This window comes from Stenotrophomonas sp. YJH_SMC_36, assembly GCF_059369935.1.
In genome coordinates, this window is sequence record NZ_JCAFTD010000006.1 from 309,219 (window position 1) to 325,374 (window position 16,156).

General features: G+C 67.2%; 13 protein-coding genes and 7 tRNA genes. 9 read left to right on the forward strand and 11 right to left on the reverse strand.

From position 1 onward, the window contains the following. Window positions 1–4 precede the first annotated feature (4 nt). From AC5P76_RS13585 to AC5P76_RS13600, 4 genes are all read left to right on the forward strand, one after another. Entirely contained in the window at window positions 5–220 is a 216-nt protein-coding gene (locus AC5P76_RS13585) for a hypothetical protein (RefSeq protein WP_005410085.1), read from the forward strand. A 205-nt stretch (window positions 221–425) separates the two neighbouring features. Beyond that, window positions 426–2,813 carry a Tex family protein gene (locus tag AC5P76_RS13590; RefSeq protein WP_253120142.1) on the forward strand — a complete coding sequence of 796 codons (2,388 nt, stop codon included), beginning with the start codon at window positions 426–428 and terminating at the stop codon, window positions 2,811–2,813. A 208-nt stretch (window positions 2,814–3,021) separates the two neighbouring features. After that, window positions 3,022–5,217: a PAS domain S-box protein gene (locus AC5P76_RS13595; protein ID WP_065175317.1), complete on the forward strand. Its 2,196-nt coding sequence runs from the start codon at window positions 3,022–3,024 to the stop codon at window positions 5,215–5,217. Window positions 5,218–5,279: 62 nt separating this feature from the next. Beyond that, the gene (locus tag AC5P76_RS13600; RefSeq protein WP_253120145.1) at window positions 5,280–5,519 is read left to right on the forward strand and encodes a hypothetical protein; all 240 of its coding nucleotides are present in this window, start codon (window positions 5,280–5,282) and stop codon (window positions 5,517–5,519) included. A gap of 9 nt (window positions 5,520–5,528) precedes the next feature. Here AC5P76_RS13600 and AC5P76_RS13605 read toward each other — a convergent pair whose 3' ends face one another. Then, window positions 5,529–6,617 carry a DUF5694 domain-containing protein gene (locus AC5P76_RS13605; protein ID WP_253120148.1) on the reverse strand — a complete coding sequence of 363 codons (1,089 nt, stop codon included), beginning with the start codon at window positions 6,615–6,617 and terminating at the stop codon, window positions 5,529–5,531. 424 nt (window positions 6,618–7,041) lie between these two features. Here AC5P76_RS13605 and AC5P76_RS13610 point away from each other — a divergent pair, with 424 nt between their 5' ends. After that, window positions 7,042–8,877 (forward strand): methyl-accepting chemotaxis protein, encoded by a 1,836-nt coding sequence (locus AC5P76_RS13610; protein ID WP_253120151.1) that lies wholly within the window; start codon window positions 7,042–7,044, stop codon window positions 8,875–8,877. Here AC5P76_RS13610 and AC5P76_RS13615 read toward each other — a convergent pair. Together AC5P76_RS13615 and AC5P76_RS13620 are read right to left on the reverse strand one after the other, a co-directional pair. Continuing rightward, window positions 8,874–10,310: a GGDEF domain-containing protein gene (locus tag AC5P76_RS13615; RefSeq protein WP_253120153.1), complete on the reverse strand. Its 1,437-nt coding sequence runs from the start codon at window positions 10,308–10,310 to the stop codon at window positions 8,874–8,876. The two genes, AC5P76_RS13610 and AC5P76_RS13615, sit on opposite strands and share 4 nt — an antisense overlap. 205 nt (window positions 10,311–10,515) lie before the next feature. After that, window positions 10,516–10,601 (reverse strand) — tRNA-Leu (locus AC5P76_RS13620). A gap of 140 nt (window positions 10,602–10,741) precedes the next feature. Between AC5P76_RS13620 and AC5P76_RS13625 the strand changes: the two genes are divergently transcribed. Then, the gene (locus AC5P76_RS13625; protein ID WP_053520434.1) at window positions 10,742–11,122 is read left to right on the forward strand and encodes a response regulator; all 381 of its coding nucleotides are present in this window, start codon (window positions 10,742–10,744) and stop codon (window positions 11,120–11,122) included. 40 nt (window positions 11,123–11,162) lie between these two features. Here the strand turns inward: AC5P76_RS13625 and AC5P76_RS13630 are convergent, their stop codons facing one another. After that, window positions 11,163–12,119, reverse strand: coding sequence for an SOS response-associated peptidase family protein (locus AC5P76_RS13630; RefSeq protein WP_253120156.1), 957 nt, complete (start codon window positions 12,117–12,119; stop codon window positions 11,163–11,165). Window positions 12,120–12,196: 77 nt separating this feature from the next. Between AC5P76_RS13630 and AC5P76_RS13635 the strand changes: the two genes are divergently transcribed. After that, window positions 12,197–12,613 carry a GNAT family N-acetyltransferase gene (locus tag AC5P76_RS13635; RefSeq protein ID WP_053520436.1) on the forward strand — a complete coding sequence of 139 codons (417 nt, stop codon included), beginning with the start codon at window positions 12,197–12,199 and terminating at the stop codon, window positions 12,611–12,613. 38 nt (window positions 12,614–12,651) lie between these two features. On the opposite strand, the gene AC5P76_RS13640 is transcribed toward AC5P76_RS13635, so the two are convergent. The 7 genes from AC5P76_RS13640 to AC5P76_RS13670 form a co-directional block, all read right to left on the reverse strand. After that, window positions 12,652–12,727 (reverse strand) — tRNA-Glu (locus AC5P76_RS13640). 48 nt (window positions 12,728–12,775) lie between these two features. Next, window positions 12,776–12,851, reverse strand: a tRNA-Ala gene (locus AC5P76_RS13645). A gap of 42 nt (window positions 12,852–12,893) precedes the next feature. After that, window positions 12,894–12,969 (reverse strand) — tRNA-Glu (locus AC5P76_RS13650). Between the two features lie 49 nt (window positions 12,970–13,018). Next, window positions 13,019–13,094, reverse strand: a tRNA-Ala gene (locus tag AC5P76_RS13655). Between the two features lie 179 nt (window positions 13,095–13,273). Continuing rightward, window positions 13,274–13,349 (reverse strand) — tRNA-Glu (locus tag AC5P76_RS13660). Between the two features lie 54 nt (window positions 13,350–13,403). Beyond that, window positions 13,404–13,479 (reverse strand) — tRNA-Ala (locus tag AC5P76_RS13665). A 110-nt stretch (window positions 13,480–13,589) separates the two neighbouring features. Next, window positions 13,590–13,988: a heavy metal-responsive transcriptional regulator gene (locus AC5P76_RS13670; RefSeq protein ID WP_065175310.1), complete on the reverse strand. Its 399-nt coding sequence runs from the start codon at window positions 13,986–13,988 to the stop codon at window positions 13,590–13,592. A 181-nt stretch (window positions 13,989–14,169) separates the two neighbouring features. Between AC5P76_RS13670 and AC5P76_RS13675 the strand changes: the two genes are divergently transcribed. Continuing rightward, on the forward strand, window positions 14,170–15,243 hold the full coding sequence (locus AC5P76_RS13675) for a GlxA family transcriptional regulator (RefSeq protein WP_253120159.1): 1,074 nt from the start codon (window positions 14,170–14,172) through the stop codon (window positions 15,241–15,243). Between the two features lie 83 nt (window positions 15,244–15,326). Then, window positions 15,327–16,130 carry a TlpA disulfide reductase family protein gene (locus AC5P76_RS13680; protein ID WP_111185979.1) on the forward strand — a complete coding sequence of 268 codons (804 nt, stop codon included), beginning with the start codon at window positions 15,327–15,329 and terminating at the stop codon, window positions 16,128–16,130. Window positions 16,131–16,156: the final 26 nt, after the last annotated feature.

Sequence of the window (16,156 nt, forward strand, 5' to 3'; positions counted from 1 at the left end):
TCACATGGCAATCGTTCTCTATGTCGGTGGTAGCAAGGATGGCGAGAAGGGCGTGGTGCCCTATGGCTTCAGCAAATCGCGCGCCGACACCGCGCTGGGGCCGGAGTTCTACACCGAGCGGTTCATGGAACTGCAGGGTGTCGGCAAGGTCAGGCTGATGGCACTGGAAGGCATGCGTGACGAGATCGTCATGCAGCGCGCCGCCCGCCACTACCGCTGACCCTCGCAACACGCGGCAGGGCGCGCCCACCATCGCGCGCCCGCGCCGGCATCCCAGCCCCGGGCCAGTCCGAGCCCCCCCTGCCAGGATGCCGGCGTCCAGACCGGACACGCCGCTGAACCCCGTCTGCTGTCAATGCCTTGTCCGGCTCCGTCGCGGATTGCCAGAATGGGGTCTTCCCGTAACGCGGCACAGACCTGAAGCAATGCACGACGCCAAGAACGCCCAGAGCGCGCTCGCCCAGCAGATCGCCCAGACCATCGCCGAGGAAATCGGTGCCCAGCCCAGCCAGGTGCGCGCCGCTGTCGGCCTGCTTGACGAAGGTGCCAGCGTTCCGTTCATCGCCCGCTACCGCAAGGAAGTGACCGGTGGCCTGGACGACACCCAGCTGCGCAATCTCGAAGTGCGCCTGACCTACCTGCGCGAACTGGAAGACCGCCGTGCGGCGGTGCTGGCCAGCATCGACGAGCAGGGCAAGCTCACCGACGAACTGCGCAACGACATCCTCGCCGCCGATACCAAGAGCCGGCTGGAAGACCTGTACCTGCCCTACAAGCCCAAGCGCCGTACCCGCGCGCAGATTGCGCGCGAGGCCGGCCTGGAGCCGCTGGCCGATGGACTGCTCGCCGATCCGACGCAGGACCCGCAGGCCTTCGCGGCCAGCTTTGTCGATGCCGATAAGGGCGTGGCCGATGCCAAGTCGGCGCTGGAGGGCGCGCGGGCGATCCTGATGGAGCGCTGGGGGGAAGATGCCGCACTGGTGGGCGAGCTGCGCACCTGGCTGGGCGAACACGGCGTGATCCGCGCCCGCGTGGCCGAGGGCAAGGAGACCGAGGGCGCCAAGTACCGCGACTATTTCGAGCACGCCGAAGCCTTGGCGAAAATTCCCTCGCATCGCCTGCTGGCGCTGTTCCGCGCGCGTCGCGAGGAGATCCTGTACCTGGAGCTGGACCCGGGCAGCGATGCCGAGGCAGGCCATCAGTACGCAGAGGGGCGCGTGGCCCGCAAGGCCGGCATCGCCGACCAGGGCCGTGCCGCCGACCGCTGGCTGCTCGATGCCTGCCGCCTGACCTGGCGTGCCAAGCTGCACATGCACCTGCTGCTGGATCTGTTCAACCAGGCCCGCGAAAAGGCCGAAGCGGACGCGATCACCGTGTTCGGTGACAACCTGAAGGATCTGCTGCTGGCTGCGCCGGCGGGCCCGAAGACCGTGCTTGGGCTGGATCCAGGCATCCGCACCGGCTGCAAGATCGCAGTGGTCGATGCCACCGGCAAGCTGGTCGCCACCGAGACGATCTATCCGCACGAGCCCCGGCGCCAGTGGGAGCAGTCGCTGCAGACGATCAGGCAGCTGTGTACCCGGTACAACGTGGAACTGATCGCGATCGGCAACGGCACCGCCAGCCGCGAGACCGACAAGCTGGCCGGCGAAGCGATCAAGGCGGTCGGCAATCCGAAGCTGCAGAAGGTGGTGGTCAGTGAGGCCGGTGCTTCGGTGTACTCGGCTTCCGAGCTCGCAGCCAGGGAGTTCCCGGACCTGGACGTGTCGCTGCGCGGCGCGGTGTCGATCGCGCGCCGCCTGCAGGATCCGTTGGCCGAGCTGGTCAAGATCGAACCGAAGGCCATCGGCGTGGGCCAGTATCAGCATGACGTCGATCAGTACCGCCTGGCGCGCGCACTGGACGCACGCGTGGAGGACTGCGTGAACGCGGTCGGGGTGTACGTGAACACCGCCTCGGCCGCGCTGTTGTCGCGCGTGTCCGGCCTGTCGGCGACGGTGGCCGAGAACATCGTGCGCCATCGCGATGACAATGGTCCGTTCAAGCGCCGCAAGGACCTGCTGAAAGTCGCCCGGCTGGGTGAGAAGACCTTCGAGCAGTGTGCCGGCTTCCTGCGCATTGCCGACGGCGACGAGCCGCTGGACGCGTCCGCCGTGCATCCGGAAGCCTATCCGGTGGTCGAGCGCATCGTCGCCAGTACCCAGCGCCCGATCAAGGCGTTGATCGGCGATGGCAGCTTCCTGCGTGGGCTGAAGGCCGAGCAGTTCACCGATGCGACCTTCGGCGTGCCGACGGTGCGCGACATCCTCAGGGAGCTGGAAAAGCCCGGCCGTGACCCGCGCCCGGAGTTCAAGGCCGCACGTTTCGCCGAGGGCGTGGAAGACATCAAGGACCTGCGCGAGGGCATGGTGCTGGAAGGCGTGGTCAGCAACGTCGCCGCGTTTGGTGCCTTTGTCGATATCGGCGTGCACCAGGACGGCCTGATCCACATTTCGGCGCTCTCCGACACCTTCGTGAAGGACCCGCGCGACGTGGTCAAGGCTGGCGATATCGTCAAGGTGAAGGTGCTTGAGGTGGATGTGCCGCGCAAGCGCATCGCGCTGACCCGGCGCCTGGACGATACCCCCGGCCAGGCCACCAGCCGCCCCGGCAGCCGTGACGAGCGTGGTCAGGGACAAGGGCCGCGGCGTGACGCAGTCGGGCCGGGCCGGAGCCCGGGGCGGGGCCAGGGCAACGGCGGTCGGCCCGCCCCCTCGGCAGCCCCGGCCAACAACGCACTGGCTGAAGCCTTCGCCCGCGCCAAGCGCAGTTGAGGAGCGTGTCCCCCGTCACGGTTGAACCGGGGCGGGGGACTTGTCGATTTTCCCCGTGATTGCGCACACTTGCGCATCTGGGGAGGCGTGTGGCCGACCCGCTGTCGCTGGGGAGGACCATGACGCCAGCACGCCCCGTCCGATTCCGTGACAGCTGCAGCGGATTGCTGCGGCCCGTGCACGCCTGCGCGGGACGGAGAAGGGCTTGATGGCGGGTCAGGGCAACAACAGCAACGATCTGCTCGAACGCCGTCTGCATGCGCTGGCCGAAGAGCGTCGGCGGCTTGCGATGATCATCGAAGGCACCGCTGCCGGCACCTGGGAGTGGAACGTGCAGACCGGCGAAATGCGGGTCAACGCGCGCTGGGCCGAAATCGTCGGCTACCGGCTGGAAGAGCTGGAGCCGATCTGCCAGAAGACCTTCGCGGCACTGGTGCATCCGGACGACATCGCGCTGTCGGACACCGCGCTGCAGGAGCATTTCGATGGGCGCAGCGACAACTACGCCTGCCTGGTGCGTATGCGCCACAAGAACGGCCAGTGGATCTGGGTCCATGACCGCGGTCGCGTGTTCGAATGGGACGGTCAGGGGCGGCCGCTGTGGATGGCGGGTGCCCACGCCGACGTCACCGAGCTGCAGCAGGCACGACAGGACGCGGCCGAGAGCCGCCAGCGCCTGCAGTCGGTGGTGGACGCCTCCGACGACGTCGCGGTGATCGCGACCGATACCGATGGCACCATCACCCTGTTCAACACGGGGGCGCAGCGCCTGCTGGGTTACAGCGCCGCCGAGGTGGTCGGCCTGCGGCGGCTGGATGCCTTCCATGAGCCGGATGAGCTGAAGGCCTGGCTGCAACCGCTGGCCGACCCGCAGGGTCACCTGCCGGATGTGTTCGAGGCCCTCAGTGCGCATGCCGAAGGGCAGACCTATTCGCGGCGATGGACGCTGCTGCGCAAGGATGGCCGGCAACGCCAGGTGCGGCTTTCGATCAGCCGCATGGACGGCGCCGATGGCACGCGCATCGGCTATGTCGGCATGGCCATCGATATCACCGAGATCCTGCAGGCACGTGCGGAAGCACGCATGGCGGCGGAGAAGTTCGCAGGCGCCTTCACCTCGGCTGCGCTCGGCATGGCGCTGGTTTCGCTGGAAGGGCGCTGGCTGGATGTCAATGACGCGCTGTGCCGCATCCTGGGCTATGCGCGCGAGGAGCTGCTGCAGGTCGATTTCCAGCGGCTGACCCATCCGGACGATCTGCAGGCCGATCTGGCCCTGGTGCAGGACCTGCTGGCAGGCCGGTGCAGCCATTACCACCTGGAGAAGCGCTTTCTCGATCGCAACGGCAGGGTGATCTGGACGCGGCTGTCGGTATCGCTGGTGCGCAACGAACGCGGCGAGCCGGTGCATTTCGTCTCGCAGATCCAGGACATCAGCGCACAACGCAGCAGTGAACAGCGCCTGTTTGAAAGCGAGCAGCGCAGCCGCATCACCCTCGACGCCGTCGCCGACCTGGTGCTGAGCGTCAGCCTGGAGGGCCGCATCGAATATGCCAATGCCGCTGCCGTGCGCATGCTGGCCGGCGACGGCGCACAGGCGCTGGCCGGCTACAGGGTGCAGGACGTGCTGCAACTGACCACCGAGTACGCCCCCGGCTCGATGCTGGACGTGGCCGTACTGCTGGACCCGGAAAGCAACGCGGTCGACCTGCATGCCGACCTGCTGCTGCGGCTGGGCACGGCGACGGTGCCGGTGGACCTGACCCGCGCCTGGCTGCGCGACGATGAGGGCCATGTGCGCGGTGCGGTGTGGGTGCTGCGCGACGATACCCAGCAGCGTGCACGGCAGCGCGAAGCGCGCCAGCTGGCGGAGATCGATCCGCTGACCGAACTGAGCAACCGGCGGGGGTTCGAAGTCCATCTGCAGCAGGCCATCACCCGGGTCGAGCGGACAGGCCAGGCGGCATCGCTGATGTACATCGACCTGGACCGCTTCAAGCCGGTCAACGACACCTGGGGCCACCTGGCCGGCGATGCGGTGCTGTGGGCGGTGGCCAGCGTGCTGCGCCACGGCGTGCGCGATTCGGACGTGGTGGCCCGGCTGGGCGGGGACGAGTTCGCGGTGATCCTGTCCGGCTGCACGCCGCGCCGCGCGGCGCGGATCGGCGGCGAACTGCTGCAGACCCTGGCCAGCCTCTCCATTCCCTGGGACCAGCACCGCCTGCGGGTGGGCGCCAGCATCGGTATCGCACCGCTGCTGGGCGGCATGGGGGTGGACCAGGCCGTGGCTGCGGCCGATGCGCAGTGCTACAGGGCCAAGGCAATGGGACGCAACAACGTGCAGGTGCAGGGGGAAGCCGGCGAATGGCCGGCTGAGGGCGTGGACAGCGACGCCGGTGGCGGCTGATCTCAGTCTGTGAGAGGACGGCCGCGAATACTGCGCGCACACCCACCCCGTTGGAGAACGACATGCGTTTCTGGACCCCGGATGCCCTGCGTGCCTTCGCGCCGGCGATGATCGGCTGGTGGCTGGCGGTAGCCGCCTGCCTGCGTTTGGAGCAACTGCACGGCGATGCCCGGGCGCAGGCGCTGCTGCCCACCCTGCAGGGCGGCGTGGTGGTGCTGCTGATACTGACCCTGGGTGCGATCGTGGTCGCCTGCGTGCTGCTGTGGCGGTCGCGGCGCGGCGATGCGCCGGCCCCCTGCTAGCCCTGGCGCTCAGTCCAGCACGCTGTTGGCATCAACCAGCCGCACGTCGTGCATCTGGTTGAGGTAGGCCTCGTAGTAGCCCTTGTGCGAGGCGCCGACGAGGGTCAGCATGCGGGTGCCCGGGTGCTGGCCCAGCACCTCGCGCATGTTGGCGACCATGCGTAGGTTGCGGGTTTCCCAGTAGCCGACATAGCGGCGGCCGAAGCCTTCTGGCGATGGTTCGACCAGGGCTGCGCCGAAATCGCTGTCGTAGACCCGGGCGACGGTGTCGGGCGCGTTGTAGTTCCGATAGAGCGCCAGCAGGCCGTCCGTGCTGCCGAGTTCGGCGTACAGGGCCGTATCGGCGGCCCGTCGTGCCTGGGTGGCGGGATTGTCCCAGGCCTTCATGACGGCTTCGCCAGCCGCCTTCTCCAGTGCCGCTGGCGTGGGCGAATCAGCGGTGTGGTCATCGACTGCCCACAGGCGTTCCAGGCCCAGGCGTGCGGCAAGCTCGGCCGCGATCAGGCTGACTTCGTTGCGTCGCGAGGCGCGTTTGTCGAGGAACTGCACCAGTTGCGGTGACAGGCTGTCTGCGGCGCGACGCTCCTGCGCCGGCAGGCGCAGCCACTGCACCAGCGCGGAGCCGTTCTCACCTGCGGCCAGGAACAGTGCGGCCAGCCGGCGACGCTGTGCGTGCGTCGGTGTGGCGGGCCATGCCGCCAGCACGCGATCGACTTCGGCATTGGCCGCTGGAACATCCAGACCGGTGGCGGCCTGGGCAGGTGCAGGATCGACGCAGTAACTTTCCACGCTCTCGGCATAGCGGGCGGGATTGCGGCGCATGAAATCGCATTGCAGTCCGGACAGGTTCTCCACGGCGATCGCCGTTGGCCGCCATGCCTGCAGGCGCTGCAGCAGCGGCTCCAGCATTGCCGGCTGGAAGGTCGGGGGCAGGTCGGACAGGTGCGGTGAACCCAGCACCAGCACTTCGTTGACGCGGCCGGCGGGCGGGCCCTTGAGCTGTGCGGGATTGAAACCCGGCCGATAGCCTGCATCGGCGGCCAGCGCGCCGCTGCTGCACAGGCCGAGGGCGAAAAGAGCAGCCAGGCGTGAAAACATGCGATCTCCGTGTCGATGGACGGTCCGTGGTGGGCGCATCCTTGCCTGTCCACCCCCTTGCCGACAGCCCCGATGGTCATGGCAACCTTTTCGTTGCAGGCTGCATCTAGGGGCCCGTCAGGCGCTGCAGGGGGAGGGGGCTGGACAGGGCCCGCTGCGGAGGGGCCTAAAGCCCGGAACGGAGGTGCCGATAACCTCACTGGATCCCGCTCCCGTCACCCGCTGCAGGACCCCAGGCTGCCCCGTCGGGCGGCCCGCGCAGTGTGTTCCGCCGCTCCCGGATGTCGATCGCACCCGCCCCCAGATGTTCTTGCCCGTTGCTCGAGAGGTGCCTGCCGGCACCTGTAGTCCAAGCAATTGATGTCGCCGTCGGGCATCCCGCCTGGCGGATCGCAACCGCTTACCGGACACCGAGGATCAGACAATGCTCATTCCAGGCCTTACGGCAGGCGCACAGGCGCCAGCCGAGCTGCACACCCGTTGGTCGCCGTGGCGTTCCCTGCTGGGGGCGCTGGCGGGACAGCCTCGGCCCGGCAGGGTCGACAGCGATCGCGGTCATGCCGAGCTGGCCGCCCAGGTGGCCGCACTGCATCGCGTGCAGGCGGTGATCGAATTCGATCTGGATGGCACCGTCCTGCAGGCCAACGACAACTTCCTGCAGGCGGTGGGTTATCGTCTGGACGAAATCCAGGGCAGGCATCATTCGCTGTTCGTCGATCCCGATCAGGCGTCCAGCGCCGAGTATCGGGACTTCTGGGCCCGGCTGGGACGTGGCGAGTTCGACGCCGGACAGTACCGACGGCTGGGCAAGGGCGGGCGCGAAATCTGGATCCAGGCGTCCTACAACCCGGTGCTGGACCCGCAGGGCCGGCCCTTCAAGGTCGTCAAGTTCGCGACCGACATCACCGCGCAGAAGCTGCAGGCCGCGGACTCGGCGGGGCAGCTTGCCGCCATCGACAAGTCGCAGGCGGTGATCGAGTTCAGCCTGGACGGGCACATTCTCTCGGCGAACGCCAACTTCCTCGCCGCCACCGGCTACAGCCTGGAAGAGGTGCGCGGCCAACACCATGCGCTGTTCGTGGAGCCCGAGCTTCGCGACAGCGCCGAGTACCGCCGGTTCTGGGAAAAGCTCGGGCGCGGCGAGTACGACGCCGGGCAGTATCGGCGGCTCGGCAAGGGCGGCCGCGAGATCTGGATCCAGGCCTCCTACAACCCCATCCTGGATGGCAACGGCAGGCCGTTCAAGGTCGTCAAATACGCTACCGACATCACCGCGCAGGTGCATGAGAACCAGGCCATGCAGCGTGCGGTGGCGCAGACCCGGGAGGTCGTGGCGGCGGCCAAGCAGGGCGACCTGACCCGCACCGTCGCCATTGCCGACAAGAGTGGCCCCATCGCCGAGCTGTGCGATGGCGTCAACGCGCTGGTCGAAGCCATGGCGGGCATCATCGGCCAGATCAAGTTCGCTGCCGATACCATCGCGGTCGGCGCGACCGAAATCGCGCAGGGCAACAGCGACCTGTCGCAGCGCACCGAACAGCAGGCGGCCTCGCTGGAAGAAACCGCCGTGTCCATGAAGGGCCTGGCCGATACGGTGCAGCGCACGGCGGCCAATGCGCGCCAGGCAAGCCAGCTGGCCGGCGGCGCAGCGGAGGTGGCTGCGCGCGGCGGCAGCGTGGTGCACGAGGTGGTGGCGACGATGGCCTTGATCAACGCCTCCTCGCGTCGCATCGTCGACATCATCGGGGTGATTGACGGCATCGCATTCCAGACCAACATCCTGGCGCTGAACGCTGCCGTGGAGGCGGCCCGTGCCGGCGAGCACGGCCGTGGGTTCGCGGTCGTCGCCACCGAGATCCGCGAACTTTCGCAGCGCTCGGCCAGCGCCGCCAAGGAGATCAAGCAGCTGATCGACACATCGGTGGCCAATGTCGGTGCGGGCACGGCGCAGGTGGAAAGTGCTGGCCGCACGATGGACGAGATCGTACTCAACGTGCGCAGGGTCAGTGACCTGGTCACCGAGATCAGCAGCGCCTCGCAGCAGCAGAGCGATGACATCCAGCAGATGAACCACGCGGTGGACCTGATCGACCAGGGAACCCAGCAGAACGCGGCGCTGGTCGAGGAAGCGTCCGCCGCGGCGCGCAGCATGGAAGAACAGTCGGCCCACCTGCTGCAGACCGTCGCCGGATTCCGTGTGCAGGGGGCGGCGGGCGGCGCTGCCCTGCAGCATGGCGTGCCGACCCTGCGCGTGGTCTAGGCGCGCAGGGCAGGGGCCGCTGTACGTTCCGGCAAAGCCTCGCCGCGGACGCAGTTGCGGCCCGCGCGCTTGGCCCGGTACAGGGCCTGGTCCGCACGTTCGACCACGCTGTCCGGTTCCTGCCGAGCATCGGCAGCCAACCATGCCACGCCGATGCTGACGGTTACGCTGGACGGGCCGGACGGCAGCGCGGCGTCTTCGACCGCCACGCGGATGCGCTCGCCCATGGCCATCGCATGGGCCACGTCGGAGGAAGGCAACGCAGCGATGAATTCCTCGCCGCCGTAGCGGGCGAGCAGGTCGTCACCGCGCTGCAGGCAGCCATCGATGATCGCGGCCACCGCCTGCAGGCGGCGATCGCCCTCCGGGTGTCCGTAGGTATCGTTGAGGCGCTTGAAGTGGTCGATGTCGATCATGAGCACCGCCAGGCCCAGGCCCTGGCGCCGCGCGCGCCGTTGGGCGCCCGGCAGCGATTCATCGAAACTGCGGCGGTTGCCCAGCCCGGTCAGCGGGTCACGCCGGGCCAGCGCTGCCAGCTCGTCGCGCTGGCGCTGGATGTCCACCTGGCTCAGCACGCTGCGCAGTGCATAGCCCAGCATGGCGCCGATGAAGCCCACCGTTGCCATCGTCTGGTTCGTGCGCGCCATCAGCAATGCGACCAGCATCAGCAGAAGCGGCAGCATCAACGGCACGCTGGCCTCGACGAAACGCCGCAGGTTGCGCGGGACAGGCGGCGCGGTCCTGCGCCGCGGACTGCCGGCGATCACCGCCAGCAGCAGGAACAGGCCGCTGATGAGCAGATCTGCCCATCCGCCGTCCGGGGTCTGCGGCCGATACCGGCTGACGTACTGCTCGATCAGGAAGTAGCCGAGCAGGAACAGGGTGAGGGTGCGGAAGAAGTCGCGGCGATCTGCGTTGTCCTCGGCCAGGTAGCGGATCAGCGCGAAGCTGAACAGCAGGCTGTTCTGCGTGGTGCTGATGGCGTTCAGGCCATGCGTCCACAGCGCGGTATCCAGCTGCGCAGTCGATTGCGCATGCGTGTAGTACAGCAGCCAGAGCAGGCCGATGATCGACAGGTCGACGCTGCGGACATGGCGGTTCCGGCTGTCGGCGCTGGCGGCCACGTAGGTCAGCGGGATGCGATAGAACACGTAGAGGATCAACGATGTCAGTGCGACCTGCGCCGGCCAGGCATTGGTGATGCCTGGAAACAGCAGTGGCAGCAGTGCGACCGGAAACAGGCTGACGGCGAAAGCGAAGGTCCTCCATTTGCAGGCGGCGTGGCTGTCACGCGCACGGCGCACGCATGCCATGGCCGCCAGCAGCGGCGCGGCGCTCGACATCAGGAACGAACCCACCGGATCTCCAGGGCCTGCCAGGCCGACGACGAATGCATGCGTGACCAGAAAAAACAGTGCAGCCGGCAACGTCATGCATTCCCCCGCCCCCAGGTACGGCCAGTCACGATAGGCAGATGCGCATGCGCCTTGCAAGAATTCCGCAGCGTTGGCCTGCTGGCAACGTTGTCAGCTGCGGCGCGCACGGCGGCGGCGCTGGGCGGTCGCCGCGCGGGAGGGGCGACGCAGGTGACGGGCCGGAAATGCAGAAGGCCAGGTCGTGGACCTGGCCTTTGATGCATGGTGCCGGTGAAAGGACTCGAACCTTCATGGGGTTGCCCCCGGCTGATTTTGAGTCAGCTGCGTATACCATTCCGCCACACCGGCAGGCAGCGGGTGATTTTACCCGAGGTCGAGCGCACTTTCATAGAGGCTGCCCGGCGCGGGACGATTGCGGCCGAATCTGCCGGCATTGCCCCCGTGATCGCTATACTGCGCCGGCGTGATATGCACAGGAGCGGGAATCGATGGCGGCGTTGCAGGACCTGCGGGTACTGGTGGTCGAGAACGACGAGATGAGCGCGGCCCTGCTGCAGATGCAACTGGTGCAGGCCGGTGCACAGGTGGTGGGGCTGGCTGCGAGCGTCGGCGAAGCGCTGAGGCTGCTGGAAGAAACCACGCCGGACGTGGCGCTGCTGGACTATCGCCTGGCCCACCAGGAAACCAGTGAGCCGGTCGCGGCGGCGCTGGCCGCCCGCGGCGTGCCCTTCGTGCTCGCGACCGGCATGTCGGCGGAGCAGCTGCCACAGGCCATGCAGTCGGGTGTGCTGCTGGTCAAGCCCTACCTGTCCGCGGAGCTGTCGCAGGCGCTGGCCCGCGCGGTCGGGCATTCCAGCGCCCGCGCCTGATCCAGGCGCGGTGCCCGGACGATCCGGCCGCAGTGCGTGCTCAGGCGGACTCCTCGAAGACGTAACGGATCTCCTCGCGATCGTCGAGGATGCGGTATTGGCTGGCCAGATCGCCAGGTTCCGGATTGAGCCATGCATCGAGGTGCTCGGGCCGGATCGGCACGATGCCGCGATCATGGCCGGCGGCGGAGATATCGGCCGGCGGCGTATCGGTGATGGTCGCAAATGAGAGGAGGCGTCCTTCGGGGCCGTCCCACTCGGACCAGAGGCAGGCTACCAACAGGTCGCGGGGCGGGTCGGGGCGGAACTCAAGGACCATATCTCCCGTCCTGTCATCAGGGGCCGGTGCGCGTCCGCCAACCGCGTGCCGGGACACGTGTTCGTAGAAGGCCTGGATGACGACCACGCCATGACGCTGCCCGAAAGCGCCGCGCCAGTAGCCTTCCAGGCTGTCACGGCGGGCGTTGTAACTGCCCGGATAGAGCACGTCGTTGCGCGCGGGCGCATCCGGCAGACGGCACCGGTAGCGCATCGGTTTGATCACCCGTTGCCCGTTCTCGCTCACCATCACCGGCGCGTAGGTGCCGGGGAAAATGCGGTTGTCGCGTGGCAGCAGCTGCACGCGATGCAGGTCGTCGAGCCGGGTCTGCGCGCGATCGATGCGGTTGCCGGCGATGCGCAGCTCGTTGCGCGCCTTCAGTGTGGGACGGGTGGCCAGGGCTGCGATTGCGATGTCGCGGCGTTCGCGCTGCTGGGCCAGCTCGGCTTCCAGCGTGGCCTGCTCCTGTGCATGCCACCGCTGGATCCGGGCCACGATGTCGCGGCCGAGCTCCGTGCGCGCGCCAGCGAAGCCGTCATCCATGGCCTTGGGCGTCCTGGGCTGCTTTTTGCCGGGGTCGTACGCGTACAGCTCGGCGAACTCCTCCAGCGACAGCACGGCACCGAACTCGCGCACCAGCTTGGCGTAGTCGGCCCGGATCAAAGCGGAGTAGCACATGCGATATCTGTCGGGGTGAGTCGCGGCGGCTGCGACGCGGATGCGGCAGGATAGCCTGACACTCAGGGAGATTCCGCATGAACGATCCGGCCCATTGCCATTTCCGTGAAGGCGTGCCCACGGTCGAGGCCTATTGCCAGCTCCGGGCGCTGGCCGGGCTCAGCGCCAAGACCGCCGAAGCGGCTGCACGTGCGCTGCCCAATACCCTGTTCGGTGTCTGCGCCTATCAGGGCAGTGAGCTGGTGGCGATGGGCCGGATCGTCGGCGATGGCGGCTGCCACCTGCAGGTCTGCGATATCGCCGTGCTGCCGCGGTTGCAGGGGCAGGGACTGGGCAAGGAGGTGATGCGGCGTCTGGACGAATGGATGCAGGCCAACCTTCCGCCTTCGGCCTATGTGAGCCTGCTCGCCGATGGCGAGGCACATCGGTTGTATGCGCAGTACGGATTCGCGCCGACGGCGCCAGCCTCGATCGGAATGTATCGACGCTTCTGAAAAGAAAAACCCCGGCCGAAGCCGGGGTTTTCAGAAATTGGCGTCCCCACGGGGATTCGAACCCCGGTCGCCACCGTGAAAGGGTGATGTCCTAGGCCTCTAGACGATGGGGACGCACGAAAACTTCAAGTTGTAGAACCTTCGACGGCCTGATGTCGAAAGTGGTGGAGCCAAGCGGGATCGAACCGCTGACCTCCTGCATGCCATGCAGGCGCTCTCCCAGCTGAGCTATGGCCCCATGAAACCAGGATGCCTGCCGGGAGCAGGGTCCTTTTGAAACTGGCGTCCCCACGGGGATTCGAACCCCGGTCGCCACCGTGAAAGGGTGATGTCCTAGGCCTCTAGACGATGGGGACGCACGAAAAACTTCAAATTGTAGAACTTTCGACGGCCTAATGTCGAAAGTGGTGGAGCCAAGCGGGATCGAACCGCTGACCTCCTGCATGCCATGCAGGCGCTCTCCCAGCTGAGCTATGGCCCCGTGTTACCGAGCCGCCTATCATACCTGCGTGTTCACGTTTGTGGAAGCCTTTTGAGCTTTTTCGTTCCGGCGCCCCGCATACGATCCGGGAGACCACCGTGACGCCACAACCTGAATGCCGGTTGGCGGTGAACAAAAAAGACCCGGTTATCGGCCGGGTCCTCGTTGTTCGTGATGAGTGGCGTCCCCACGGGGATTCGAACCCCGGTCGCCACCGTGAAAGGGTGATGTCCTAGGCCTCTAGACGATGGGGACGCAATTCTCATCAATGTTCTTTAGCGACCTTTCGACGGCCTAATGCCGAAAGATTGGTGGAGCCAAGCGGGATCGAACCGCTGACCTCCTGCATGCCATGCAGGCGCTCTCCCAGCTGAGCTATGGCCCCACGTCGCTGAGGAGCGAAATAATAGCGATGCCCCCTGGGGTTGGCAAGCATTTGTTGCACTTTTCTTCACGTCCGCGGCCGGGTGCGCCATCGTTCCGCCGGGTGCCTGGTCACTCGCCGTCTTCGGTCAGCGCCGCCAGGATCGGGCAGTGCACCAGCGCACCGTGGCCAGGGCAGGCCTCGACCAGTTGCGACAGTGCCGCATGCATGCGCTGCAGTTCGTTCATGCGCTGCTCGATGTCGCGCAGGCGCGTCCGTGCGGTGTCACGCACGCTGCCCATGTCGTGCTGGTGCTGGTCGCTCAGTGCGAGCAGTTCAGCGATCTCCTCCAGGCTGAAACCCAGCGCCTTCGCACGGCGGATGAAGCGCAGGCGACGCAGGTCCTGCTCGCCGAAGATGCGGTAGCCACCGGCCGAACGTGCCGCGGTGGGCAACAGCTGCTGGCGCTCGTAGTAGCGGACCGTATCGATCGGGACGCCGGCCCGGCGCGCCAGCTGACCAATGTTCATGGCGGAATTCCTCGGGTTTCCGGTCGCCATTCTGAACCCTTGAGTCTGGTCCAGGGTCAATGCGATGTGTGAGATACGCATCCAGTGCACTTTGCAACTTTCTTCATAGCCTCGCCGATGGAGCACTTTCTACCCTGCACCTGAACCGGTCATTCGCTGGCCAGAACCGAGGAGGTGCACCGTGGAGGGAATCAGGAGCGAGGGGTTCGTTGAAGTGGGGGTGGTCGAGTACCCCGGTGGCGACCCGTCGGCAGCATCGGTACTGGCTGAAATGGCACATGTGGCCAACCGCGTGGCGCAGCAGCAGCGGCGCCCGTTCAAGCGGGTGCTGGTGACCCGCTGGATCGTGCCGGCCAGCCGCAGCGGGGTACATCGCATCGCGGGCGCGGACATGCTGGACGCGGCCATTCCCGCGGTGATCGCGGTTCCGGGCCAGGTCAGTTCGACGGCCTCTCTTCGTACCGATGAAATCCTGCTCGACTGGCTCCGTGCGCACTACGACGGCGGCAGTCTGCTGGCGGCCGCGGCGGATGGGGTGAGCGTATTGGCCCGGGCCGGCCTGCTGGCGGGCCGGACCGTGTCGGGTCCGGATCTCAGCCGCCATCCCGGACTGGTGGCGCAGGCTGTCAGCTGGGTACCCAGCGAACGCGCACTGGTGGACGATGGTGATCTGCTGACCGTCGCAGGTGTGCAGGCATGGCGCTTTCTCGGCCTGCGACTGCTGCACCGGCTGTTTGGTCAGGGCGTGGCCAGCGCGGTGGCCACGCAGCTCGCGATCACCGTTCCGGAACCGATCCAGCAGGATCTGGAGCGCTTCAGCGCCAACTTCGCCCATGGGGACCGCGACGTGCTGAAGGCCCAGCGCTGGCTGCACGCCACGGCGGCGCGCGGCGCCACGCTTGCTTCGATCTGCGAAGTGGCCGGGCTGGAGCCGCGCACTCTGCAGCGCCGCTTCCTGAGAGCGACCGGGCTGCGTCCGATCGAATACTGCCAGCGACTGCGGGTGGCCAAGGCGCAGACATTGCTGCAGCAGGGGGCGGGTATCGATGAGGTGGCCTGGGGGGTCGGCTATGCCGATCAGAGTGCGTTCCGGCGTCTGTTCCTGCGCATCGTCGGCATGACGCCGGCGAACTATCGACGTCACGTCAGCAACAAGCGCCGCGAACGCCCGCTGCTGCCCTCCGTGGCTGGGAGCCTGCGCGGACTGGCGCCGGCGCCGACGCCGGGCATTCAGATGGGGCGCAGCGCGGCTTGACGATTGACGGTCGGTCGTCGCGCTTGCATCGCAGGCGCGACGCTTCGACCATGCGGTCAGTCGATCGTTGAGTGGGTGTAGTGATGTCCAGCGTTGGGCCGGTGCCGATGCCGGTCGTTCTGATTCTGATCTGTGTACTGATTGCGATGACGATCGCCCGGCTCTGGCCCGGTCGCCGTGCGCAGGGACCGCAGCCTTCGGCGCCCGGCATGGTGCTGGATATGCTGCTGGTGGGGCTGCTGTGTGGCCGCATCAGCTTCGTCGCCGTCAATGCGGCGCTGTATCGCGACTCGCCATGGAGCGTTCTGCAGATCACCGATGGCGGATACCACCTGGTCGTCGTGCTGATGGCTGCGTTGGCGTGGGGATTGTGGCGGCTGCGTGGACATCCCGCGCTGCGCCGGCCGGTACTGGCAGCAGCGCTGGCAGGTACGCTGCTGTGGGGCGCAGCCACTCACGGCGTGTCCGGGTGGCAGGCGCGGCATATGCCGCTGCCCAGGCTGGAGGTGATGGACCTGCAGGGCCGTGTCATCGATCTGCAGCAGTTCCGCGGGAAACCCGTGGTCGTGAATCTATGGGCAACGTGGTGTGGTCCGTGCCGACGTGAAATGCCCGTGCTGGCAGCCGCGCAGGACGCACATGACGATGTGCGGTTCGTGTTCCTCAATCAGGGAGAAAGTCTGGACGAGGTCCAGGGTTTCATTGCCGGCGAACGCCTGCAGCTGCGCAACGTGCTGCTGGATGACGATGCTGCCGCATCTGCGGCGCTCGGGGTGCAGGCGTATCCTTCTACCCTGTTCTTCGATGCTGACGGACGCCTGCAGGAGCTGCATCTGGGTGAACTGACCATGGCAGGGCTTGAACACAAACTGCGCCGGCTGCGGTAGCCTGCGCTGGCATCCCACTATGGAGT